The organism is Listeria monocytogenes, assembly GCF_013282665.1.
Classification (GTDB): domain Bacteria; phylum Bacillota; class Bacilli; order Lactobacillales; family Listeriaceae; genus Listeria; species Listeria monocytogenes_C.
The window spans coordinates 1,660,146-1,682,869 of record NZ_CP054041.1; the positions used below are offsets into that span (position 1 = coordinate 1,660,146).

The following is a 22,724-nucleotide window of genomic DNA, read 5'->3' on the forward strand; positions in this document are numbered from 1 at the left end:
CGTGGTTTTCTTTCCAAAAGCCCCTTTACTAGCAACCCACAATCCAATCATGCTATAATTCTCTAAATGATAACGTTTATCATTTAAGGGGGATTAAACATGATTGAAAAAACAATTATGGAACGTCGTAGCATTAAAAAAGCGAGCGACGCGCCAATTTCAAGAGAAACAGTGAACACTATTTTAGAGCAAGCAGCCTTTGCACCTTTTCATAGCAAAGTAGAGCCGTGGAATGTATATGTGCTACACACGCTTGCTGAAAAAGAGCGATACATCGAGAAAATCATCGAGTTTAACGAACGCGAACAAGGGGTTAGTTTTTCTGAAGCAGAGATTGCGGATTTAAAAGCAGGCTATGCGAAGAAAATTATTACGCCGCCTTACTTACTCATTGTGACGACGAATATTATCGGTCATGGGAAAAAGGATTTCGAATCAATCGGGGCGACTAGTGCGTTTATCCAAAACATTCAATTGCTTGGCTGGGAAGCGGGAATTGGGATGATTTGGCGGTCGAATAGATTTATTTTTGATGCGAAGTTTGCGGAAGATTTAGGTATCCCTGCTGAGCAAAAAATTGTCGGAACTTTGCACTTAACTAGCTTAGCCGAAGTTCCTGAAGCAAAACCACGCCGTCCTTTGAATGAATGGGTGAAGGATTTAGCTGATTTGTAAGATTGATGTTTCGTGTGATTAGCGTTACAATGATACAAGTGTAAGAAATAAGGAGGCGAGCAAGATGGCAGTTCCAGCTAGACGTACGTCCAAAGCGAAGAAAAACAAGCGCCGTACGCATAAAGGCTTAACAACACCAGGTTTAAGTCGCGATAGTGAAACAGGCGAATACCGTATGTCACATCGCATCTCACCAGATGGCACTTATAAAGGTCGCACAATTATCGAAAAATAAGAGGATTTGTTCCAGTGATTGGAACAAATTCTTTTTTTTGTGATACTATAATGGAAAGAGCTAAATACACAAAAAGGAGTCTGATTGTGACATGACAGAAGAATTTGTGAACAAAGAAGATGCGCTGAAAAATTATAATGCAAAAGAGTTTCGTACACCAGATGGCTATACGAGCGATATGATTTTAACTACAGTAAAAGAGTTGAACGGGAAACCAACATTACATATTTTATTAATTAAACGAAGCCTTACAAATGCAGAAGGAAAACCAAATATGGAAGGCGGAAAATGGGCGGTTCCGGGCGGATTTGTGGATGAAAATGAATCTGCGGACCAAGCTGCCGAGCGTGAACTAGAAGAAGAAACAAGTTTGACAGATATTCCGTTGATTCCGTTTGGGGTATTTGATAAACCGGGTCGTGATCCGCGCGGTTGGATTATTTCGCGGGCATTTTATGCGATTGTGCCAGCAGAAGCTTTGGAGAAACGTGCGGCTGGGGATGACGCGGCGGATATCGGACTTTTCCCAATGACTGAGGCTTTGGAACTTCCGCTTGCTTTTGACCATTTAGATATGCTGAAAAAAGCATTTAGTGCGATTACCAAGGAGTTTTTACTGACGACGGCAATTCGTGATTTCTTGCCAGAAACTTTCTCAGCAGAACTACTTTACCAAACGCTAGATGGTTGCACGAAGCCAGGGATTTTACCGGATGAAGTAGAATTTATGGAGAATATCGAGTATTTACCGTATTTAGAAAAAGTTGGCGAGTTGTACCGATTTAATGCGGATGCCGAAGCGGGAAGTATTTATTTTTAAATAAAGAAGGAGCCACCGATTTGGTTGGCTCCTTTTTTATAGAAAATGCTCTTCACCATAACGTAATGCGAAATCTTTAAAAGCCTTGGAAGCAGGCGAAATGTAGTGATTTTTTAAACTTGCTAGATAGATAAAACGATCGTGTTTTGGTTCGTTGATGGATAATACTTTGACGTTATAATGTGATAATGACGAGATTTTTGGCATAATCGAAATACCGTAATCAACGCTCACAAGGCCGACCATCGAGGTATCTTCCTCTACATAACAGCCGATTTTTGGTTGAATATTTATTTCAGCAAAAAGGGAATCGATGAGCGGTCTCAGGCCACTGGTGTCAGAAAAGAAAATATACGAATAATCTGCGGTGTCTTTTAAATCAATGGAATCATATTTGGCAAGTGGGTGATTTTCGGCAACAACGACGACTAACTCTTGCTTTGTTAATGGCAAAAATTCAATATCAGGTTCATTTTCGACGTAGGAGCAAATCGCTAGGTCGAATTTTTCATTTTTCAGGTCAGGAATAATTGATTTAGTGGCGCCTTGAAAAAAGGAAAATGTGATGTCTTTATGGCTTTCGACTTTGGTGAAATTCTGGACGAGCTCGGGAACCGTGTGTGCGCCCATGGTGTAAATAAAACCTAAATCAATATTTCCGTGAGAAGGGCTCGTTAATTCGTGTAACAGTTTTTCACCTTTTTCTAGTTCGGCGAGGGATTTTTCCACATAAGTTAAATAGAAGCGTCCATATTTTGTTAAACGGATGTTGCGGCCTTGTTTTTCAAATAAATAAACACCAAGTTCTCGCTCAAGCTCTGCGATAGAGTGGCTTAGGCTAGGCTGGGTAATGGAGAGTTCGGCGGCAGCAATCGTGTAATGCTCTTTTTCAGCTAGTTTTTTAAAATAGTATAATTGACGCAAATTCATGAAACTACCTCCTCGGAATGCCTTGATAACTCTATTGTAAGCGATTGTATAGAAAAAATCTATGGATAAATCGAAAAATATACATTAGATTAATAATTGTTCCTGACTTATAATGAAAGAGAAATAAGATTGTGCATTATTGAACGTGAATAATGTAACAAATCATTTGCTGAGATTATAGTCGCAGGAGGCTTATTATGACAGATTATCCGAGTATTTTTGAACCATTAACTGTAAAAAGAATGACCATTAAAAACCGTGTGATAATGCCGCCAATGGGGACAAACCTAGCTGGATTAAATGGCGAATTTTTAGAAGAACATATGAATTACTATGAACAACGCGCAAAAGGTGGAACGGGTCTAATCACTATTGAAAACGCTTGTGTAGATTTTCCTTATGGTACAAATGGAACAACGCAACTTCGAATTGATAATGACCAATATATTCCTGGATTTTACAAATTAACAGAACGTCTTCATAAACATGGAACTTGTGTATCCATCCAAATTAACCACGCTGGCGCATCTGCTTATCCAGCTCGTTTGAACGGACTTCAACCAGTTTCCGCGTCAGATATTCCATCTAAAAAAGGTGGGACTGTGCCACGGCCGCTTACAGTAGAAGAAATTTATGAAATCGTCAATAAATATGGTGATGCAGCAAGACGCGCCCAACAAGCTGGCTTTGATGCAGTTGAAATCCACGGCGGACACTCGTACTTACTATGCCAATTCTTATCGCCACTATACAACAAACGGACGGACGAATTTGGTGGAACGCCTGAAAATCGCGCGCGTATCGTCAAACTGATTTTGGAAAAAGTTCGCGCGGAAGTCGGTCCATTTTTCCCAATCGTGTTGCGTTTTAGTGCAGATGAATTTACAGAAGGTGGCAACCATTTAGAAGACATTTTGGAACTGCTAGATTATTGCCAAGAAGAAGCGGATATTTTGAATGTATCAGCGGCAATAAATGACAACCTATACTTGCAAATTGACCAAATGAACTTGGAAGATGGCTGGAGAAGCTACCTTGCAAAAGCGGTGAAAGATAAATTTAACAAACCAACGATTACTTCCGGTAACATTCGCAGTCCAAAAGCGGCAGAGAAAATTTTGTCAGAAGGATACGCGGACTTGCTTGCGATGGGACGTGGCTTAATCGCTGAGCCTAACTGGGTGAACAAAGTGGCAACTGGTCAAGAAGACATGCTTCGAAAATGTATTTCTTGTAATATCGGTTGCGCGGATCACCGAATTTCAAAGTCAAAACCAATTCGCTGTACGGTAAATCCAGATATTATTCATGAAGATAAATACAAAGAAACAAAAGTAACTCGTCCGACCAATGTTGTCGTAATTGGCGGCGGAACAGCAGGGCTTGAAGCAGCTTGTACGGCGGCCGAAGTTGGCTGTAACACAACGCTAATTGAAGCGAATGAACAAACTGGTGGCTTGGCACGAGCAATTGCCAACCTTCCAGATAAAAGTAGAATTGCCGATTTCCCTAATTATTTAGCGAACCGAGCAGAAAAATTACCCAATTTAAAAGTTATTACAGGCACTAAAGCTGATACTGCGCTTATTGATACATTTAATCCTGATGTGGTAGTCAATGCCACAGGATCCAAACCATTACTTCCACCGATTAAAGGTTTGCATGACGTGATTGACAAAGAAGGCAGTAAGGTTCATTCGATTTTCGGACTTATTTCGAATATCGATGACTTTACCGAATTTAGTAACAAAAAAGTTGCAGTTATCGGCGGTGGTGCAGTTGGACTTGATGTAGTCGAGTACTTCTCAGAACGTGGCTCGGATGTTACAATTGTAGAAATGATGCCACTTCTTGGAAAAGACTTAGATATGATTACCAGGCTTTCCATGATGGACATTATCGAGAAAAACAATGTTGATGTACAAACAGAAACTGCATTAACCGAAGTAGCAGCGGATCATTTCAAAGTGAAGCATGACGGAGTAGACGCCGAGATTCCATTTGATTACGGCTTTGTCTGCCTCGGAATGCGACCAGAACGTCCACTTATGGAAGAACTTGCGGCATACGGTAAAGAAAAACAAATTGAAATTGTAAATATTGGCGACAGCGCTGCAACAAGAAAAATCTTGGAAGGCGTTCGCGAAGGAAGAAATATTTTAACTACATTAGAAAAAATTGGCTCTTTGTAATCCGAACTGGCAAGGCGGACTCCGCTTTGCCACATTCGCTCTTTATATAAGTTCACATTTTCACAAATAAACCTTAATTTGGAAAGGAACGATGTTATTATGGCAAACAAAATCACGGAAAGAATTACAGGACACACAGAATTAATCGGGTTAATCGCCACCCCAATCAGACACAGTTTATCACCAACAATGCATAACGAAGCTTTTGCAAAACTAGGGCTTGATTATGTATACCTTGCTTTTGAAGTTGGTGACAAAGAACTGAAAGATGTTGTACAAGGATTCCGTGCAATGAACTTACGCGGCTGGAACGTTTCCATGCCAAACAAAACAAACATTCATAAATACTTAGATAAACTTTCTCCAGCCGCTGAACTAGTTGGTGCGGTAAACACAGTTGTTAATGACGACGGCGTGTTAACTGGACACATTACTGACGGCACTGGTTATATGCGCGCGCTAAAAGAAGCTGGACATGACATTATCGGCAAAAAAATGACGATTTGCGGCGCTGGTGGTGCAGCAACAGCTATTTGTATCCAAGCTGCTCTTGACGGTGTAAAAGAAATTTCTATTTTCAACAGAAAAGACGATTTTTACGCGAATGCAGAAAAAACAGTAGAAAAAATCAATTCGAAAACAGAATGTAAAGCACAATTATTTGATATCGAAGACCACGAACAATTACGTAAAGAAATCGCAGAAAGTGTGATTTTCACGAATGCGACTGGCGTTGGGATGAAACCTTTCGAAGGCGAAACACTTCTACCAAGTGCGGATATGCTTCGTCCAGAATTAATCGTTTCGGATGTTGTCTACAAACCAACTAAAACTAGATTACTTGAAATCGCAGAGGAACAAGGCTGTCAAACACTTAACGGCTTAGGCATGATGCTTTGGCAAGGTGCGAAAGCTTTCGAAATTTGGACACACAAAGAAATGCCAGTAGATTACATTAAAGAAATCCTATTTTAAAAACTTGCAAAAGAACAAGGTTATCGCTAATCTTAAAACATAATATCGAATGAGGAGAATTATACATGAATAAAGTAGTCGTAAAGAATGTTACGTTTGGTGAAGGTGCGCCAAAGATTTGTGTACCAATGGTCGGTAAAACGGTTGCTGCGCTTAAAGAAGAAGCAGAAATGTTAAAAACAATTGATTTGGACGTGGTCGAATGGCGCGTTGACTTTTTTGAAGACGTCAAAGAATTAGCTAAAGTGGAAGCCGCACTTGGCGAAATTCGCACAATTTTACCAGAAACACCGATTTTATTTACTTTCCGCAGTGCAAAAGAGGGCGGCGAGTTAGCCGTTAGTGACGAATTTTATTTTGAATTAAATGAAACTCTAGCTGGAACTGGCAAAATTGATTTAGTAGACGTGGAACTTTTCAATGAAGAAGCAGACGTTTTACGCTTAATTGAAACAGCTCACAAGAACAATGTAAAAGTAGTGATGTCGAACCATGATTTTGACAAAACACCTGCGAAAGAAGAAATCGTTTCTCGTTTAACGCGCATGGAATCACTTGGCGCGGACCTTCCGAAAATCGCCGTCATGCCAAAATCTGCTGCTGACGTACTAACTTTACTAGATGCAACGAATACTGTATCTGAAAAAGCTAATCAACCAATTATTACGATGTCAATGGCTGGAACTGGTGTCATCAGTCGTCTTGCTGGCGAAGTATTTGGCTCCGCAATGACATTTGGCGCTGCGAAAAAAGCATCAGCTCCTGGTCAAATGGATGTTAATGAGTTACGCCATGTCCTTGATTTACTGCATAAACAATTTTAATAAAGGCAAAAGCCTTAAATTTAGATTAATCGTCTAAGTTTAAGGTTTTTTTGTTATAATAAGACATCAGGAATTTTAAAGGAGACGGAACTAAATGAAGAAATTGCTTTTTTTAGGTGATAGTGTGACAGATGCGGGGCGCGATTTTGAAAATGACCGCGAATTAGGACATGGTTATGTGAAAATGATTGCAAAACAGCTTGAGAAAGAAGATGTAATGGTTATAAATCGTGGTGTTAGTGCGAACCGGGTGGCGGATTTGCATCGTCGTATTGAGGCGGATGCAATCTCACTTCAACCAGATGTAGTTACGATGATGATTGGAATAAATGATACGTGGTTTAGTTTCAGCAGATGGGAAGATACTTCGGTAACAGCGTTTAAAGAAGTGTATCGCGTGATTTTGAACCGAATTAAAACGGAAACAAACGCAGAACTGATTTTGATGGAGCCGTTTGTATTACCATATCCGGAAGACCGGAAAGCGTGGCGTGGGGATTTAGATCCTAAAATTGGAGCCGTGCGCGAACTTGCGGCGGAATTTGGCGCAACGCTTATTCCGCTAGATGGGCTAATGAACGCCCTCGCTATCAAACATGGACCGACTCATTTAGCTGAGGACGGGGTGCACCCGACCAAAGCAGGACATGAAGCAATTGCTTCTATTTGGTTAGAAACCACAAAATAACGCTTTACAGAAAAAATTATCCATGCTATAGTTGGGTCTATGCGATGAGCCTACAAGCAGTGACTTAAGTATCACTGCCCCATTTTCCGCGTTATAGCTTTGTGGAAGGCTGCGGAAGATGACGCTATGAAATGCCCCTTAAAGTAATTTAAGGGGCATTTTTCTATAAAAAAGGAGTGTTTGTTTTGCAGAAAGAGAAAGCATCGATAGGACTTTATTTTTTATTAATTGCAGTGATGGCGAGTTGGGGTTTTAATGTCACGATGACGAAGGTATTAGTTAGCTATTTTCCGACTGTTACGATGACATCTTTTCGGATTTTCACCGCAGCTATAACCGTTATTATGATTTTATTTATCACCAAAAAATTACGTCTGCCAACAAAGCGAGAATTTGGTTTAATTTTCCTCGCAAGTATTTTTAATATCGTTATTCATCACTTTTTCTTGTCAAACGGGCTGAAGCTGACGACTGGGACGAATGCTGGGCTTATTCTTGGTTCTGCGCCGATTGTGGTGGCGATTTTTTCCGTGGTTTTTCTCCGTGAACGAATTGGTGCATGGCGTGCACTCGGATTTTTAGCAGGAATTTTTGGTGTGAGTTTGGTTGTTCTTTCTAATGGAACGGGAATTAGCGGGATTTCACTTGGAGATATCGACATTTTTATCGCGATGGCTTCCCAGGCATTTAGTTTCATCATTATTAAAAAGCTCGCTGGATCAATGGACACGGGGCTAATGACTGGATATATGCTATTTCTTGGTTCGGTTATGTTGTTTGGTTTAAGTCGCTTCATGGAGCCGGATGGCATGTCAGAATTAGTAGCGGTTCATTCATGGAAACTATGGCTTTTGTTTGTCGTATCAGCAGTAGTTGCAACGGCATTTGGTAATTTCGTTTATAATTATGCAGTTGGGAAAATTGGACCGTCGCGATCGGCTATTTTTATGAATTTCAATCCACTATTTTCACTCATTGGCGCATTACTTTTCCTTGGAGAAGCAATTAAAATCCCCCAGCTAGTTGGGTTCGTTTTTATCATTATTGGCGTCCTGCTTGGTTCGGGCGCATTAATGGATCTTATTTATGAACGCAAAAAAACAAGAGTACGAGATCCTGAAAAGCTGCTCGAAAAAGAAGTTTGATTTTTATTGACCTTTATATTATAATTTTGTTAGTTACTTATTAAAAGTAACTCTATAATGATAGGAGGGATAGCATGAAATTGTTATTAAAAAATATTAATGAACTTGCTGCAAAACAAAAAAGTGAAGGATTAACTGCTTTTGAAAAAGAAAGACAAGCTGCCCTTCGTCAAGAATATTTGAAGAAAATTCGAGGAACTGTTCAAGATAATTTACATCACGTAACGATTATTGATCCACTTGGAGACGACGTAACTCCTAAAAAACTAAAAGAAATCCAAGCCGAATTAAGAGGCTAATATAAGTCATAGAAGGTTGAAAGAGCTCAGTGCTTTTTCAGCCTTTTTTTGTTGATAGAGCTAATTTACCATCTTGCGGATTCAAGTAAAGAAAAATGGGGCCGAACAATTCTAACAGTTTGATGAGACTGGTGCTACAATCAATGTGAGAAAGGAGAGGATAACATGGAAATTGCAATTGCAGCTGATCATGGCGGATTTCAGTTGAAAGAAAAAGTTCGTGTACATTTAATTGAAAGCGGCTACAAGGTGAAAGATTTTGGTTGTTATTCAGTCGAAAGCGTGGATTTTCCAGAGTATGCTGCTAAAGTAGGACACTTTGTTGCAACTGAAAACAGTCTAGGTGTGCTCTGTTGCGGAACAGGGATTGGAATGTCCATGGCAGCCAACAAAATCAAAGGTGTGCGTGCTGCTGTCGTTTCAGATGCTTTTTCAGCAATGATGACTAGGCGACATAATAACAGTAATGTTCTTTGTCTTGGTGAACGTGTTCTGGGCGATAGTCTGGCGTTACTCTTACTTGATACGTGGCTTGCGGCGGAATTTGAAGGCGGTAGGCATATGACAAGGCTCGAAAAATTGGCGGAGCTTGAGGAACAGGAGGGTGTTGAATGAAAATGATTGCGGCTTCCATTATGTGCGCAGACTCGCTTCGTCTAGCTGACGAACTTCGCGCACTCGAACAAGCAAATGTAAAAATGCTCCATTGTGATGTGATGGATGGTATTTTTGTAGAAAATGCAGCAATGGGTGCCTATGTCCTTCAAGATATAAAAAATAATACAGATATGCTGCTTGATATTCATTTAGCTACAGTGAATCCTGATAAATTTGTGGATTTGTATGCGGAGATAAAGCCGACTTACATGTCCTTCCACGTAGAAGCTTCACCTGATGTCGATGCGACTATAAAGCATATTCGGGAGCTAGGAATCAAACCGTCCATCGCCATCAGCCCGGATACAGAAATTGAACGGATCTATCCATTTTTAGATAAAGTCGATATGGTTTTAATGATGACTGTTAATCCTGGATTCGCTGGGCAAAAATTCCAGTATCATATACTAGAAAAAATCAAGAAACTTCAAAAAGAGCTTGAAAGCCACACCAACAAACCATTAATTGAAGTAGATGGCAATATTTTTGAAGAAACAGTTCGGTTGCTTGAACCAATTGGTGCAGATGTCTATGTCGTTGGAACTGCTGCATTGTTTAACGAAAAGGCAGGTAGTTATACAGAAAAACTAGCGCCACTAAGAGAAATTATCCAAGAAAGGTGAGAAAAAATGCATTTAGATTCAGCTAATTTAGATGACGTGAAAAAAATTCAAGCCAGCTCCATTTTTAAAGGGATTACAACGAACCCAACCATTTTAATAAAAGAAAAATGCGATCGCCAAACAGCGATTAATCGTATTTTAGAACTTACGGATAAACAAGTTTTTGTACAAACAGTTGGTTTTACGTATGAGGAAATTTTGGCAGATGCGCGCATGTTACTAGCTACGTTTGGGAAAGACAAAATAGCTATTAAGATTCCGGCACATGAGACTGGTATTAACGTGATCGATACACTCAAAAAAGAGGATAAAACCATTCAAATCTTAGGAACTGCTATTTATTCGGCTGATCAAGCAATCGTGGCTGCCTTAGCTGGTGCAGATTTTGTTGCCCCATATGTGAATAGGATGAGCGCGGCGAACATCGATCCTTTTAAAGAAATCGCTCAAATGCGTCACTTTTTTGATAAAAAGATACTTAAAACACAAATTATGGCAGCAAGCTTTAAACATAGTGGGCAAGTAATGCAAGCTTATGAGAACGGCGCAGATACGGTAACCATTCCTTATGAAATCTATTCGCAAATGACCAATAAAGTTCTAGCAGTAGAAGCAATTCGAGTCTTTAATAAAGATGCTACATTGTACGAAAAGTAACAATCTCCTTCTCATGTTGTGGAAGTGCGTGGAGAAAACTTGTGATGAAAGCGCATTCTTAAGCGCCAAACCCTATGCTATAATTAGGCTATCAAAGGGGGGAGACGCATGTATCTGGATAACAGAAGTAAAACACTATTTCAAGAAGTTATAAAAAATCCGAACATTACAAATAAACAACTCGAAGTAAAGTATAAATTATCGCGTTACCAAATCAGCTATAGTTTTCAGAAAGTAAACGAATGGCTCAAGTGGAAAAATTATCCAGAAGTAAAGCGTTCCAAAAACGGCCGATTTATATTAGAACCCGAGCTTACAGCGCTATTTTCTGAGAAAGAAACTCGAGATCCGAGCGTAGAATACTTACCTTCTGAAAATGAACGTGCTAATTTAATTTTGCTAATGCTTTTAACAGCAAAAGAAGAACTATCCCTCGCCCATTTTACAACGAAGATTCAAGTAAGCAAAAACACCATTCTTCGTGATTTAAAAGTAGCGCAAAAGTTACTTCCTAAAGAAACTACCATCACATACAGTAGAGCATCGGGTTATCAGTTAGCAGGCAGCGAGTGGGAACTGCGCAAGGTTCTGACACAAGTTGTAAGTAGCGTGAAAGAGATGTTCCGAGGAGAGCACTATTTCCTATCGTATTCAGGAATTGAAAAAGTTCAACTAATGGAAATTCGCCGCACACTTGAAGAAGCAGAAGCGATGATGCAAATAAAATTCACCTATGAACAAATCGAATTACTACCCTATTTGCTATCCGTGATGTTCTTAAGAATCAGAGACAAGCGTTTAATCGACACTGCTTTTCATATTGATGAGAAATCACTTTCAGACACGAGAGAATATCATATTACCGATATTTTGCTCGAAAAAACTGGCCCAGTACCAGAACAAGAGCGACTTTTCATCACATTACAACTTCTTACAACAAACATTTTTTCCGGCGAAATTTTAACTGAAAAATTAACAGAAGACTTGGAAAAAGTTGTCCTCACCTGCTTAGAGTTATTCGAGAAAAAAGCACTGGTTTCCCTTAAAAACAAACATATCTTAATCGAAAAACTACTCTTACATTTAAAACCGGCCTATTACCGAATTAAATACCAAATGAATTTAGAAGATACGCTTTATGAAAAATTCAACCAAGAATTCGAAGCGTTAAACTTCATTGTGAAAGAAGCTTTTGATCCGCTAGCGAAATTTATTGGTCGTGAAATTCCGGCAGGTGAAATATTTTTTATTTCGTTGTTTATTGGGAGCGATATGATACCGCAAAACGATATTTATCATAAACAAAAACGCGCGATTGTTCTTTGTCCGAGCGGGGTTACTTTTTCGAAAATCATGGAAAATATTTTAGTAAAACTATTTCCGGAAATCCATTTTTATCCAACGATATCTGTTCGTGAATACGCCTTTTTTAAAGCAGAAGTAGATATTGTCTTTTCTTCCATTCCATTAAAAGATGGCGAAAATGTCTTTGTTGTTCAACCGTTTATGAACGATATCGAAAAAACGCAACTGCGGCAACACGTTTTGCAAAATTTATTTGGAATGGGAAATCAGCTCACGAGTATTGATAAAATCATGGAAGTAGTGGAACGTAACGCCGATGTAAAGGATTCGAATGCAATACGAGATGGAATTATTGATGTTTTGTCGGCTAACACAGCTACAGATGAAAATAAACGGGTGAAAAAAGTCTATTTACATGATTTAATCACCGAAGACAACATCATGATTTGTGAAGATGTTAAAAACTATCAAGAAGCGATTCGTCTAGCGAGCCAGCCGCTGTTACTGCAACAAGCAATTACAGCAAACTATGTAAAGACCATGATTGATAACCATAAATTCCACGATCCGTACATTATTATCGGTGAAGATATTGCTATTCCACACGCTATGCCTAATGCAGGGGTAAATCGACTCGCTATGTCTCTCTTAGTAGTGAAAAATGGCGTATATTTTTCAGAAACAGAACAAGTTCATTTCGTAATAGTTATCGCCCCAGTGGATAAAGAGCAACACATTGAAGCACTTTACCAAATCGTTCATTTAGCCGAAAATCACCAAATTTTAGACGATTTACTTGAAAATGTAACGAAAGAAAAAATCATGCTAACAATCAACCAATTAGTAATTAGAGAGGATGAATAAATTTTGGATAAACAAGCTATTTTAGATAACATTCACCAAACATGGCAAGAAGAAGCAAATGCGATTTCTCGTTTACCGGAAGTAACGAGTGAAGAGGCTCTCGTTAAAACGGTTGAAACAATCGCCGAGTGCACAGGGAAAATTGTCGTAGCTGGCTGTGGAACGTCCGGCGTCGCTGCGAAAAAATTAGTACATTCTTTCAACTGTATCGAACGTCCAGCAGTCTTTTTAACCCCATCAGATGCTGTGCATGGAACTCTCGGCGTACTTCAAAAAGAAGATATATTGATTCTCATTTCAAAAGGTGGAAATACAGGCGAATTACTTAACTTAATTCCTGCTTGTAAAACAAAAGGAAGCACACTGATTGGTGTAACGGAAAACCCAGAATCTGTGATCGCCAAAGAAGCGGATATCTTTTTCCCAGTGAGTGTAAGCAAAGAACCTGATCCGTTTAATATGCTAGCAACGGCAAGTACAATGGCTGTTATTGCAAGCTTTGATGCAATTATTGTTTGCTTAATGACCTATATGAATTACACAAAAGAGCAGTTTTCCGTCATCCATCCTGGTGGTGCCGTTGGAAACAAATTATTAAATAAATAAACAAGCAGCCAGTCGGAGGGATGCAATTTGGATGTATTAGAATATTTTAAAGAAGAAATGGTTCGATTTTCAAACGAACAAGATAAAGAAAAATTACTTACAGAAATGGCGGAACAGTTATGTGAAGTGGGCGCAGTAAAGCCAAGTTATAAAGATGCTGTAATTAAACGGGAAAAAGTTTTTCCAACCGGATTACTAACCGCGCACGCTGGGGTGGCCATTCCGCATACAGATAGCGAACATGTTATTCGGCCAGTGGTGGCTGTACGAATACTCAAGAAGCCCGTTTCATTTATTGAAATGGCCTCTGATAACGAAGCAATCGATGTCAGAATTGTATTTATGATGGCGCTAAGGAGTGCCGATGCACAATTAGATATGCTACAAACACTTATTCAACTTATTCAAGACGAGGAGGTGATGACGACCTTACTTAAAGCGCAAGAGACGGGAGATGTTCTTTCCGCAATAGAACATTTTTCTAAGAATAATTAAGGAGGTCGGGAATAGATGGGGAGTTTTTTTGCAAGTTTTGTAGACTGGCTAATAGGAAGTCCAGGTAGATTTGTCGTTAACTTAATTGAAGATAATATGTTAATTTTCATGTTCGTAGTAATGATTTACGCCACCACCATTTTATACGCCAAGTGGACACTCGCATACTACTTACCGAAAAAAATGAATCAGTTAGCAGAAATGAAAACGTGGGAGCTGGACGAATTATATGCAGCGTGGCAAACAGAGAAAAAAGCTCTACCGTGGTACATTCTCGTGCCAAGCCGAAATGAATTTTGGGTAAAATCAGCCCGAAACGCACCAGAATCAACGAAATTACTCCATTTTAGTCAGCCAAAATTAAAACTAAGCGACAAAGAAAAGTTACAAAAAATCATAGAAATTCAATCTTGAGGTGATAATAGTGGCAAAAATAGTTCCGTCTGTTTTTGGAGCAGACATTGGCAGAATTAATGAACAGTTACAGGTCTTAGAGAAAAATGGCATTGATTTATTACATGTGGATATGATGGATGGCTCGTTTGTCCCGAACATTGCTTTTGGTCCAGATCAAATCAAAATGATGAAAAAAGGCACGAAGCTTCAATTTGATGTTCATATGATGGTGTATGAACCAGATCGTTATATTCCGAGATTAGTGGAAGCTGGTGCACATATGATTACAGTTCACCAAGAAGCAACAACCCATTTGCACCGTACAATTCAACTAATTAAAAGTTACGGAGTTCGCGCCGGAGTTGTGTTAAATCCTGGTACACCACCAAGCACGTTGGAATACGTGTTAGATGATATTGACTGTATTTTACTTATGACTGTAAATCCAGGCTTAGGCGGTCAAAAATTCTTCCAATCAAGTTTAGAAAAAATCAGAAAAACCAAAGCGTATATTGGAAATCGTCCTATTCAAATTGAAGTAGACGGTGGAGTAAATGCTGAACTTGCGAAAGAATGCACACTTGCAGGGGCGGATTTAATCGTTGTAGGATCTTACTTATTTGAAGGAGATATCGAAGCGAATTTGGAGAAGTTATCGAAAGGAGTTTTAACAGAATGAAAGCTTTAAAATTATATGGAAAAAGAGATTTGCGTTATGAAGAAGCAGATATGCCAACAATCGAACAGCCTGATGATGTGATTTTGAAAGTAAAAACAGTTGGGATTTGTGGTTCAGATATTTCGAGATACAGTAAACTTGGTCCGTACGTGCCAGGAATGGTGTGGGGACACGAATTTTCAGGAGAAGTGATTGAGGTTGGTAGTGAGGTAACGGATATTGAGATTGGTGATAGGGCTGCCGGATGCCCAGCACTCTATTGTGGTGAGTGTGAATACTGTAAAAAAGGCGAATTCGCCCGCTGTCGGAAGCTAACAGTAATCGGAGCAAGACATCCCGGAGCCTATGCTGAGTATATCAAACTTCCAGCAGAAAATGTAGTAAAAATACCAGACGAATTAGATTATGAAGCTGCTGCACTTGTCGAGCCTTCCGCAGTGGTCGTTCATGGATTTTATCATACGAAATTACAAGCTGGCGATGATGTCGTCGTTGTCGGAAGCGGCAATATCGGTTTGCTAGCAATTCAATGGGCGAAAGTTTTTGGCGCAAGAAGAGTTATTGCGATTGACGTAGATGATAAGAAGTTAGCTCTTGCAAAAGAAGTAGGAGCGGACGTGGTTATTAACTCTTTAAAAGAGGATCCTTTAGAAGTAGTTGCTACACATACAGATGGTCTAAATGCTGATTTAGTTGTAGAAGCTGCGGGATCACCTATTACATCTGCCCAAGTTTTTGCCTATGCGAAAAAAGGCGGAGGTGTCGTTTTTCTAGGAATTCCATATGCCGATGTAACAATCGAACGCTTCTATTTTGAAAAAATTGTACGTAGTGAGCTTACTGTATGGGGCTCATGGAATGCAATTTCTGCACCATTTCCAGGAAAAGAATGGCAAACAACCATTCACTTCTTAGCTAATAAACAAATCAACATTGAACCAATGATTACACATCGTCTTTCACTTGCTGAAGGACCAGAAGTTTTTGAGCGAATCTATGAAAGAAATGAATTTTTCGGGAAAGTATTATTTTTCCCAGAATGATAGGGGGATTTTAAGATGAAAAAGAAGCGAATTTATGTATGTTGTGGGACTGGAATTGCGACTTCCACTGTTATTTCCAAAAAAGTGCGTGCGGTGCTAGACGAAAAGCGCATTCCATATGAAATTAGTCAATGCACGGTTCAAGAAGTAGCGTCAAAAGTAAGCACATCTAAGCCAGACATTATTGTTAGTTCAACAACAGTTACAGGTGATGTTGGGGATGTACCAGTTGTTATTGGAAGATCATTTTTAACAGGCCTAAAAAAACAAGAAACGATCAATGAAATACTTGCGATACTTCAAGATTAAAGGGAGGGCACAAAATGGATATTATTCTAGATTTCTTTAAATATATTATCGGCCTTGGTGTAACAGTTATGATGCCAATTATCATTACCATTTTGGGTGTGATTTTCCGCAAAAAAATTAGTGTAGCTTTTAAAGCGGGGCTAACAGTTGGTGTTGGTTTTGTTGGACTAGGCGTTATAACTTCACTCATGTTAACGACTATTACACCAGTAACAAAAGCACTTGTAGAAAATTATAATTTTAAATTAACCGCAACGGATATCGGTTGGGGAGTTGGGTCATCACTCGCATGGGGAACAGAAGTCGTACCATTTGTTTTCGTCGCAATTATTGCAACCAATATTTTAATGATTGCCTTTAAATGGACGAAAACAATGGACGTAGATATTTGGAATTACTGGCAACCACTTTTCATCGCCAGTGCACTTTACTTAACAACAGGAAGCATGATTATTGCGATTCTTAGTTCGATTATCAATATGACAATTATCTTCAAAATCGCTGACTGGACACAAAAAGATGTGGAGAATGTATTAGGATTAGAGGGGATTTCTTTACCACAAATTCAAACAACTGGGTGGGCGCTTGTTGGTTATCCAATGAACTGGCTACTCGGAAAAATTCCCGGTGTTAGAAAAATTAATTGGTCCACAGAGAAAGTGCAATCACGTTTAGGTATTTTCGGCGAACCGATGCTCATGGGTTTAATTATTGGTGGTGGACTTGCCGCAATTGCTCAAATGCCTTTGAGTCAAGTACTGCAAACCGGAGTAACCATTGCAGCTAGTTTAGTACTTATTCCGCGGATGGTTTCGCTTCTAATGGACGGTCTTACCGTTATCTCAGAAGCTGCCCATGAATTCATGGAAAAACGTTTTCCAGGTCGCGAACTATTCATCGGACTCGATTCAGCTGTAGGAATCGGCCATCCATTTGTACTTTCGCTTGGCTTACTCATGATTCCGATTACTTTGATTTTAGCGTTCATTTTGCCAGGGAATAAAGTATTACCTTTAGCTGATTTAACGGCGCTTCCATTCTACATGATTTTTGCTATTGTTCCATCCAAAGGGAATTTATTTAGAGGGATTTTCACAGGTATTGTTATCGTCATTATCACCCTCTACCTTTCTGGAGCAGCGGCACCTTTAATGACAGAACTTGCAGGTCAAATTGGTTATAATATACCGAAAGACGCTGTAGAAGTCACCTCTCTAGCAGTTGGGACACAGTGGTATACATGGATTGTATATTACGGTCTGCATTGGTTCGGAGGTATTCTATAATCGCAATTTAACGAAACAAGCATTAGTTCGCGCTAATGCTTGTTTTATTTGCAGCAATGGTTTTTAGCTAGTAGACAACGCATAGACAGTTCTATATAATAATAAGGAGAAGAAATTAGTACGGCGGAAGGAGATAGCAATGGCAGGCAAAATGAAACTTTTTTCTGTGACGAGTGAGAGACCACTTGCGACAAAAATTGCAGATTATCTAGATATACCTTTATGTGAGGTGGAGCTCCAGAAGTTCAGTGATGGAGAAGTGAAAATTAATATTGAGGAAAGTATCCGTGGAACGAATGCGTATGTTGTGCAATCAATGAATGCCAACGTAAACGAACGTCTAATGGAACTTTTAATCATGGTAGATGCCTTAAAACGCGCTTCCGTGCATTCCATCAATATAATTATGCCTTATTATGGCTATGCTCGTCAGGACAGAAAAGCTCGCTCAAGAGAACCAATTACCGCCAAATTAATGGCAAATCTAATTCAAAGAGCTGGAGCCGACCGTTTAATCACAGTAGATTTGCACGCAGCTCAAATTCAAGGCTTTTTCAACATTCCAATCGATCATCTTTCAGCAATTCCGCTAATTGGTGATTATTTGATAGAAAATTACGGAGAAAAAGACGTGGTAGTTGTCGCGCCGGATCATAGTGGTGTAGTTCGCGCACGCAGAATCGCAGACCGCCTAAACGCGCCAATCGCCATTTTAAACCGCAAACCAAGACCACATGAAGACGAAATTATGAGTGTCATTGGTGATGTGAAAGGCAAAGTCGCAATCGTTGTCGATGATATTATTGATACCGGCGTCCGTGCCACTACTTCAGCTGATATTTTACTTAAAAAAGGTGCCGTAGAAGTTATCGCTTGCGCAACCCACTCCGTCATGGCGGGAAACGCAACCGAACGCTTACAAAACTCCAATATCAAAGAAGTCATCACATCCGATTCCATCGATCTTCCAGAAGACAAGCAATTCGACAAACTAACAACCATCTCCATCGGACGAATCTTAGGCCGCGCAATCGAAGGCGTACAAGAAAACCGCTCGTTGCATCCGTTGTTTTAAAGAATAAGCAGAAAACAGTAACTTAGTAGAGTTGCTGTTTTTTTGTTATCTGTCGATCTTGAGTAGCGTGAAAAACACCGGGGATCGACAGAAAGTTGTAAGTGGTTGCGGGAAGAGGGACTTGGCGATATTTGCTTGGGGAAACCTTCCGGATAAGAGAGGATTTTTGCTATTTTTAGGTAGGTCGACAGAAAGGAGCATTTGAGGTAAGATGGGAGTAAGAAGAAAAGTTAGCGGGTTTTAGTTACTTATTGTGAAATGTAAATCCTATTAATTTCGTGTTTTTACTGCTTAACATTTGTTTTAGTTACTTATTGTGAAATGTAAATATAGAATCATCGGAAATACGTATGCCGAACTCTTGTTTTAGTTACTTATTGTGAAATGTAAATCATGATTTCTTTGTCGTTCATAATAACGTATTGATTGTTTTAGTTACTTATTGTGAAATGTAAATGTTTTAAAAGTACCGCAATTTATTGCTGATTGGATGTTTTAGTTACTTATTGTGAAATGTAAATGGAGGAACAGCGACCGGTTTCGGTTCAGACATTATGTTTTAGTTATTTATTGTGAAATGTAAATTATTTTGAAATATCTAAAGCTATCTCACTGTTTAGGTTTTAGTTACTTATTGTGAAATGTAAATGACAATGTATTATCAATTGAAGTGCTTGTAGAAACAGTTTTAGTTACTTATTGTGAAATGTAAATTGTAGTCATCAACTTGTTCAAAGTATTTCACTATAGTTTTAATTACTTATCATAAAATATAAATCCCTTCATATACACCATCCATCAAAACCAAAAAAAGCGTGACTGCCAAACTCGCAGTCACGCTTTTTCTCAATTATTAAACTCTTTCAAAACATCCGCTTTAATTTCAGTATAATTGGTTACTTCCTCTTGCTCCTCGGAAATGAAATTATATGCTTCCACTTCTCCCAAATTCTCGAAATCGGTAAGAGTAGCTTCTGTTTCTTTCAAGTTTTCATTAAATTTGCCGTAGCCCATGCTGATGATTGAACTTAGTTTTTCGCTGTCATGTCCGCCGCGTAAAAATAATGTATATTCTTGTTCTTGCTCAAGCGCGATATAGTTTTCAATGGATTCATATGCGCCTTCATTTAAATACCAAGGTTCTGAAACGTCAATTTTGTCGCCTTTTTTGAAAGTGCCTTTGTAAGTTTCTAAAACTTCGACTTCACTTATAGTACTGCTATATTCCATTTTTTCTTTATCGTAATCGCCAATTTTCTTGTTTTTCACTAGTTTTACTTTCACGATATCTTCGCTTTTATTTTCCAGTTCCTTGGAATCTTCCGGAATATTGTAATCTGCATCAATCGAACCCTTTTTGGAGATTTTTGTTTCTTTGGTCACCTTCACTTCTTTTTCAGAGGGGGATGCTGCTTTTTCATTTTGTGCGGAACAACCTGCTAGTAGTAAAAATGTTAGAAAAAACATCGCTGTGACAAATTTTTTCATCTGGGTAGCCTCACTTTCCATATTTATATTTTATATTATTTTTATCTAATGTGGTGTAATCATTATAGGCATATTTTCCTTGTTTCATGACTGTAATGCTGCTACTGGACTGATGTTTCATTCCAAAGGCATGACCCATCTCATGTAGCGCTGTTTTATTATAATTTGCTTGATTAAATTTATCTCGAGTTGTGGTGTAGTTATTAATAGTAAGCGTACTTGCTTTTGAATTACCCGACATTTGCCCGTACCACTCATCTCGTGTACTAGTGGAACGAGTTCGAATCATTGGACCGTTGCCACTACGTACAAGTTTGATTCTAGACGATGCTGCGTTGATTTTAGCGAACGCAGTATCAAATGCTTTTTTGTGGGCGCTAATCGTAGCCCCGTTGTTGAATTTTCCTTTTGGATCACTTAATTTAAAACTAAAAGCAGACCCGTTTCTTAAATCAGCAGCATTAGAAGTTAATGTAGTTGTAAAGGTGATGCTCAAAATAATAACTATTGCCGCCATTACTTTCCAACTTTTTTTGCTTTGTTTCATCTTGTTGCCTCCTCTTTTTCTTTTTGTTTCAATTCGAGTTTTACTTTCAAATAAAACTCATTTTGTGTTGCTTTAAATAGATTATATCAGTAAAAAAAGGAAGATGCGAGGATGATATTTTTATTGCTAAGCTATGTAAAAACACATTTTATCTAACCAATTTTGCAGTTGCGTAAACATTAGAATTCCGTCATAATAGAAAAAAATGACAGGAGCTGATAAATTGATTATTGATGTATTGCAGCATGTGCCGCACGAAGGACCTGGACTTATAGCGAATTGGGCGAGAGAAAACCAACATCAGTTAAATATACATTCTCTATTTGAAGAAAACACTCATGTTCCAAATGACTCGGATTTTTTAATTGTACTTGGAGGACCCATGGGAATAAATGATACAGCTGAATTTCCGTGGTTAAAAGACGAACGTAAGCTAATAAAGCGATTAAGTGAACAGCACAAACCTGTTTTTGGTGTCTGTCTCGGAGCGCAACAAATCGCAGCAACATTCGGAAGCGAAATCACTGTAAATAAAGAAAAAGAAGTAGGCTGGTTTCCCGTCAAAAGAACTTCCGACAAATTATCATTTTTCCGAGAATCATTAAATGTGTTTCACTGGCATCAAGATACGTTTTCATTACCAGCTGGCGCTACACGTTTATTTGCTAGTGAGGGTTGTTTGAACCAAGCCTTTTTGTACGGCGAAAATATTATCGGTTTACAGTTTCATTTTGAAATGGAAAAAGCGGGGATTGAGACGATTTTGCGAATTGATGAGGCGTTTATCACACCTGGAAAATATGTTCAAAGCGTGGAAGTGATGCGAGAAAAGGATGTTCCAGAAGATAATAAACTAATGCTTGAGGCCATTTTAGATTATTTAATAAATCCAAAAACCATCTGACGAGAAAGTCAGATGGTTTTTGCTTTAGTATCCAGTTTCAACAGAAGCGTTGACGATATACATTAAATCGTTCTTGTCCTCTTTGTCTTCCAAGAAAATGCCGCTTGTTGTCATCATTCCGCCAGCCATTTTTTCAATAGTTACAGTGCCATAAGGGATAATCGCGCGAATGGTATCTTCGTCAAGTTTGTCCTCGTCACACGGTATCGCCAATTTGATATTAACAACCATATTTTGTAAGTCGCCGTCTGGCAGAAGCCCTTGAATACCGGGCATAGAGTTAGTGAAAATAGCATTTCTTACAGCGCGTTCGGCTGCTTTTGTGATGTTTTGGCCGTGAACATCAACGCCAAAGCCAGTTTGGATAAATAGAATTTGTTCCATCATAAATCACTCCTTAAAATCTTTTATTAAAGCGGCGCCCGGTCGATTCTTCGCATACCCTTCCATAACTTCGGTGAAATGTAGTCCAGCAGTATCAGAAGAATCGGCGAATATTTCTGCCATTTGCTTACGTTGTGCGGCACCGAGTTCATTTTCTAGTTCTTTGCCAGCTGTAGTTAGGAATATGCAGCGTTGGCGTTTGTCGCGTCTACCTTGCTCGATCGTGAGGAGTTCGCGCTCTTTCAGTTCAGCGAGTGGTTGGTGTAGGGCTTGTTTTGATATTTCTAAAAAAGTTAAAAGTTCATTAATTGTAAGTCCAGGCATCCGCGCTGTGAAAAACAAAATGCGATGATGCAATCTTTTGAGTGAATGTTTGGCAATAATTAAATCAGCGGTCTCTGTAAATGCTTTATAGCCGAAGTAAAATAAAGCGATTTGTTGATTCATGTTTTGCTCATTGTTCATAAATATACCCCTTTTTCTGTCAATATCAACAGTATAGCATAAAAAGGGGAGAGGAATAGCGGTTAGCGTACCGTTATTTTTGCTAAGATTTTAAACGAAAAATGATAAATTTTTAAATAAAACAATAGAGCGAAGTGTAATATTAGTATTTCGAAAGC

At 38.9% G+C, this 22,724-nt stretch carries 27 protein-coding genes and 1 CRISPR repeat array; of the genes, 22 read left to right on the plus strand and 5 right to left on the minus strand.

What is annotated here, in order from left to right; all coding sequences use genetic code 11:
* Positions 1 to 99: 99 nt before the first annotated feature.
* From HRK21_RS08340 to HRK21_RS08350, 3 genes are all read left to right on the plus strand, one after another.
* Entirely contained in the window at positions 100 to 675 is a 576-nt protein-coding gene (locus tag HRK21_RS08340; RefSeq protein WP_070005772.1) for a nitroreductase family protein, read from the plus strand.
* 64 nt (positions 676 to 739) lie between these two features.
* Positions 740 to 910 (plus strand): 50S ribosomal protein L32, encoded by a 171-nt coding sequence (gene rpmF / locus HRK21_RS08345; RefSeq protein WP_003730546.1) that lies wholly within the window; start codon positions 740 to 742, stop codon positions 908 to 910.
* Positions 911 to 1,001: 91 nt separating this feature from the next.
* Positions 1,002 to 1,730 carry an NUDIX domain-containing protein gene (locus tag HRK21_RS08350; RefSeq protein WP_070005773.1) on the plus strand — a complete coding sequence of 243 codons (729 nt, stop codon included), beginning with the start codon at positions 1,002 to 1,004 and terminating at the stop codon, positions 1,728 to 1,730.
* Positions 1,731 to 1,766: 36 nt separating this feature from the next.
* Here the strand turns inward: HRK21_RS08350 and HRK21_RS08355 are convergent, their stop codons facing one another.
* Complete coding sequence (locus tag HRK21_RS08355; protein WP_070005774.1) at positions 1,767 to 2,660, minus strand: LysR family transcriptional regulator; 894 nt, start codon at positions 2,658 to 2,660, stop codon at positions 1,767 to 1,769.
* A 197-nt stretch (positions 2,661 to 2,857) separates the two neighbouring features.
* On the opposite strand from HRK21_RS08355, the gene HRK21_RS08360 reads away from it, so the two are divergent.
* From HRK21_RS08360 to HRK21_RS08445, 18 genes are all read left to right on the plus strand, one after another.
* Positions 2,858 to 4,852: an NAD(P)/FAD-dependent oxidoreductase gene (locus HRK21_RS08360; protein ID WP_070005775.1), complete on the plus strand. Its 1,995-nt coding sequence runs from the start codon at positions 2,858 to 2,860 to the stop codon at positions 4,850 to 4,852.
* A gap of 99 nt (positions 4,853 to 4,951) precedes the next feature.
* Positions 4,952 to 5,827: a shikimate dehydrogenase gene (locus HRK21_RS08365; protein ID WP_077952701.1), complete on the plus strand. Its 876-nt coding sequence runs from the start codon at positions 4,952 to 4,954 to the stop codon at positions 5,825 to 5,827.
* A 65-nt stretch (positions 5,828 to 5,892) separates the two neighbouring features.
* Positions 5,893 to 6,651, plus strand: coding sequence for a type I 3-dehydroquinate dehydratase (aroD, locus tag HRK21_RS08370; protein WP_070005776.1), 759 nt, complete (start codon positions 5,893 to 5,895; stop codon positions 6,649 to 6,651).
* A gap of 94 nt (positions 6,652 to 6,745) precedes the next feature.
* Positions 6,746 to 7,339, plus strand: a complete 594-nt coding sequence (locus HRK21_RS08375) for an SGNH/GDSL hydrolase family protein (protein WP_070005777.1) — start codon at positions 6,746 to 6,748, stop codon at positions 7,337 to 7,339.
* 185 nt (positions 7,340 to 7,524) lie between these two features.
* Positions 7,525 to 8,484, plus strand: a complete 960-nt coding sequence (locus tag HRK21_RS08380; protein WP_070005778.1) for a DMT family transporter — start codon at positions 7,525 to 7,527, stop codon at positions 8,482 to 8,484.
* Positions 8,485 to 8,558: 74 nt separating this feature from the next.
* On the plus strand, positions 8,559 to 8,783 hold the full coding sequence (locus HRK21_RS08385) for a DUF896 domain-containing protein (protein WP_003721282.1): 225 nt from the start codon (positions 8,559 to 8,561) through the stop codon (positions 8,781 to 8,783).
* Positions 8,784 to 8,948: 165 nt separating this feature from the next.
* Positions 8,949 to 9,398, plus strand: coding sequence for a ribose 5-phosphate isomerase B (gene rpiB, locus HRK21_RS08390; protein WP_070005779.1), 450 nt, complete (start codon positions 8,949 to 8,951; stop codon positions 9,396 to 9,398).
* Positions 9,395 to 10,063, plus strand: coding sequence for a ribulose-phosphate 3-epimerase (locus HRK21_RS08395; protein WP_070005780.1), 669 nt, complete (start codon positions 9,395 to 9,397; stop codon positions 10,061 to 10,063). Before rpiB ends, HRK21_RS08395 begins: the two co-directional genes overlap by 4 nt.
* 6 nt (positions 10,064 to 10,069) lie before the next feature.
* On the plus strand, positions 10,070 to 10,720 hold the full coding sequence (locus tag HRK21_RS08400) for a transaldolase family protein (RefSeq protein ID WP_070005781.1): 651 nt from the start codon (positions 10,070 to 10,072) through the stop codon (positions 10,718 to 10,720).
* A 108-nt stretch (positions 10,721 to 10,828) separates the two neighbouring features.
* A complete protein-coding gene (locus tag HRK21_RS08405; RefSeq protein ID WP_070005782.1) occupies positions 10,829 to 12,889 on the plus strand; it encodes a BglG family transcription antiterminator in 2,061 nt (686 codons plus the stop codon).
* Between the two features lie 3 nt (positions 12,890 to 12,892).
* Positions 12,893 to 13,495 (plus strand): KpsF/GutQ family sugar-phosphate isomerase, encoded by a 603-nt coding sequence (locus HRK21_RS08410; protein ID WP_070005783.1) that lies wholly within the window; start codon positions 12,893 to 12,895, stop codon positions 13,493 to 13,495.
* Between the two features lie 27 nt (positions 13,496 to 13,522).
* Positions 13,523 to 13,990 (plus strand): PTS sugar transporter subunit IIA, encoded by a 468-nt coding sequence (locus HRK21_RS08415; protein WP_070005784.1) that lies wholly within the window; start codon positions 13,523 to 13,525, stop codon positions 13,988 to 13,990.
* Positions 13,991 to 14,005: 15 nt separating this feature from the next.
* A complete protein-coding gene (locus HRK21_RS08420) occupies positions 14,006 to 14,404 on the plus strand; it encodes a hypothetical protein (RefSeq protein ID WP_070005785.1) in 399 nt (132 codons plus the stop codon).
* A 10-nt stretch (positions 14,405 to 14,414) separates the two neighbouring features.
* A complete protein-coding gene (gene rpe / locus HRK21_RS08425) occupies positions 14,415 to 15,065 on the plus strand; it encodes a ribulose-phosphate 3-epimerase (protein WP_033533373.1) in 651 nt (216 codons plus the stop codon).
* Positions 15,062 to 16,108, plus strand: a complete 1,047-nt coding sequence (locus HRK21_RS08430; RefSeq protein WP_070005786.1) for a galactitol-1-phosphate 5-dehydrogenase — start codon at positions 15,062 to 15,064, stop codon at positions 16,106 to 16,108. Before rpe ends, HRK21_RS08430 begins: the two co-directional genes overlap by 4 nt.
* Positions 16,109 to 16,123: 15 nt before the next feature.
* Positions 16,124 to 16,417, plus strand: coding sequence for a PTS sugar transporter subunit IIB (locus HRK21_RS08435; protein WP_070005787.1), 294 nt, complete (start codon positions 16,124 to 16,126; stop codon positions 16,415 to 16,417).
* Between the two features lie 14 nt (positions 16,418 to 16,431).
* On the plus strand, positions 16,432 to 17,703 hold the full coding sequence (locus HRK21_RS08440) for a PTS galactitol transporter subunit IIC (RefSeq protein WP_070005788.1): 1,272 nt from the start codon (positions 16,432 to 16,434) through the stop codon (positions 17,701 to 17,703).
* A gap of 139 nt (positions 17,704 to 17,842) precedes the next feature.
* Complete coding sequence (locus HRK21_RS08445; protein ID WP_003738194.1) at positions 17,843 to 18,778, plus strand: ribose-phosphate diphosphokinase; 936 nt, start codon at positions 17,843 to 17,845, stop codon at positions 18,776 to 18,778.
* 237 nt (positions 18,779 to 19,015) lie between these two features.
* Positions 19,016 to 19,556: a CRISPR direct-repeat array (repeat unit 29 nt; unit sequence GTTTTAGTTACTTATTGTGAAATGTAAAT).
* A 68-nt stretch (positions 19,557 to 19,624) separates the two neighbouring features.
* Here HRK21_RS08445 and HRK21_RS08450 read toward each other — a convergent pair.
* Together HRK21_RS08450 and HRK21_RS08455 are read right to left on the minus strand one after the other, a co-directional pair.
* On the minus strand, positions 19,625 to 20,266 hold the full coding sequence (locus tag HRK21_RS08450; RefSeq protein WP_070005789.1) for a hypothetical protein: 642 nt from the start codon (positions 20,264 to 20,266) through the stop codon (positions 19,625 to 19,627).
* Positions 20,267 to 20,276: 10 nt separating this feature from the next.
* Entirely contained in the window at positions 20,277 to 20,813 is a 537-nt protein-coding gene (locus tag HRK21_RS08455) for a matrixin family metalloprotease (RefSeq protein ID WP_070005790.1), read from the minus strand.
* Positions 20,814 to 21,036: 223 nt separating this feature from the next.
* Between HRK21_RS08455 and HRK21_RS08460 the strand changes: the two genes are divergently transcribed.
* Positions 21,037 to 21,717, plus strand: coding sequence for a type 1 glutamine amidotransferase (locus tag HRK21_RS08460; protein ID WP_077952702.1), 681 nt, complete (start codon positions 21,037 to 21,039; stop codon positions 21,715 to 21,717).
* A gap of 24 nt (positions 21,718 to 21,741) precedes the next feature.
* Here the strand turns inward: HRK21_RS08460 and HRK21_RS08465 are convergent, their stop codons facing one another.
* Both HRK21_RS08465 and HRK21_RS08470 read right to left on the minus strand, forming a co-directional pair.
* Positions 21,742 to 22,101: a Lin0512 family protein gene (locus HRK21_RS08465; RefSeq protein WP_009919497.1), complete on the minus strand. Its 360-nt coding sequence runs from the start codon at positions 22,099 to 22,101 to the stop codon at positions 21,742 to 21,744.
* A 6-nt stretch (positions 22,102 to 22,107) separates the two neighbouring features.
* Positions 22,108 to 22,566: a MarR family transcriptional regulator gene (locus HRK21_RS08470; protein WP_003738199.1), complete on the minus strand. Its 459-nt coding sequence runs from the start codon at positions 22,564 to 22,566 to the stop codon at positions 22,108 to 22,110.
* Between the last annotated feature and the right edge of the window lie 158 nt (positions 22,567 to 22,724).

Coding starts and splice junctions, on each gene's coding strand:
- HRK21_RS08365 (WP_077952701.1), top strand. CDS start 4,952: ATGGCAAACAAAATCACGGAAAGAATTACAGGACACACAGAATTAATC.
- HRK21_RS08445 (WP_003738194.1), top strand. CDS start 17,843: ATGGCAGGCAAAATGAAACTTTTTTCTGTGACGAGTGAGAGACCACTT.
- HRK21_RS08465 (WP_009919497.1), bottom strand. CDS start 22,101: ATGGAACAAATTCTATTTATCCAAACTGGCTTTGGCGTTGATGTTCAC.
- HRK21_RS08355 (WP_070005774.1), bottom strand. CDS start 2,660: ATGAATTTGCGTCAATTATACTATTTTAAAAAACTAGCTGAAAAAGAG.
- HRK21_RS08430 (WP_070005786.1), top strand. CDS start 15,062: ATGAAAGCTTTAAAATTATATGGAAAAAGAGATTTGCGTTATGAAGAA.
- HRK21_RS08470 (WP_003738199.1), bottom strand. CDS start 22,566: ATGAACAATGAGCAAAACATGAATCAACAAATCGCTTTATTTTACTTC.
- HRK21_RS08420 (WP_070005785.1), top strand. CDS start 14,006: ATGGGGAGTTTTTTTGCAAGTTTTGTAGACTGGCTAATAGGAAGTCCA.
- HRK21_RS08440 (WP_070005788.1), top strand. CDS start 16,432: ATGGATATTATTCTAGATTTCTTTAAATATATTATCGGCCTTGGTGTA.
- HRK21_RS08385 (WP_003721282.1), top strand. CDS start 8,559: ATGAAATTGTTATTAAAAAATATTAATGAACTTGCTGCAAAACAAAAA.
- HRK21_RS08435 (WP_070005787.1), top strand. CDS start 16,124: ATGAAAAAGAAGCGAATTTATGTATGTTGTGGGACTGGAATTGCGACT.
- rpiB (WP_070005779.1), top strand. CDS start 8,949: ATGGAAATTGCAATTGCAGCTGATCATGGCGGATTTCAGTTGAAAGAA.
- HRK21_RS08375 (WP_070005777.1), top strand. CDS start 6,746: ATGAAGAAATTGCTTTTTTTAGGTGATAGTGTGACAGATGCGGGGCGC.
- HRK21_RS08395 (WP_070005780.1), top strand. CDS start 9,395: ATGAAAATGATTGCGGCTTCCATTATGTGCGCAGACTCGCTTCGTCTA.
- rpmF (WP_003730546.1), top strand. CDS start 740: ATGGCAGTTCCAGCTAGACGTACGTCCAAAGCGAAGAAAAACAAGCGC.
- HRK21_RS08450 (WP_070005789.1), bottom strand. CDS start 20,266: ATGAAAAAATTTGTCACAGCGATGTTTTTTCTAACATTTTTACTACTA.
- aroD (WP_070005776.1), top strand. CDS start 5,893: ATGAATAAAGTAGTCGTAAAGAATGTTACGTTTGGTGAAGGTGCGCCA.
- HRK21_RS08350 (WP_070005773.1), top strand. CDS start 1,002: ATGACAGAAGAATTTGTGAACAAAGAAGATGCGCTGAAAAATTATAAT.
- HRK21_RS08455 (WP_070005790.1), bottom strand. CDS start 20,813: ATGAAACAAAGCAAAAAAAGTTGGAAAGTAATGGCGGCAATAGTTATT.
- HRK21_RS08400 (WP_070005781.1), top strand. CDS start 10,070: ATGCATTTAGATTCAGCTAATTTAGATGACGTGAAAAAAATTCAAGCC.
- HRK21_RS08360 (WP_070005775.1), top strand. CDS start 2,858: ATGACAGATTATCCGAGTATTTTTGAACCATTAACTGTAAAAAGAATG.
- HRK21_RS08340 (WP_070005772.1), top strand. CDS start 100: ATGATTGAAAAAACAATTATGGAACGTCGTAGCATTAAAAAAGCGAGC.
- HRK21_RS08405 (WP_070005782.1), top strand. CDS start 10,829: ATGTATCTGGATAACAGAAGTAAAACACTATTTCAAGAAGTTATAAAA.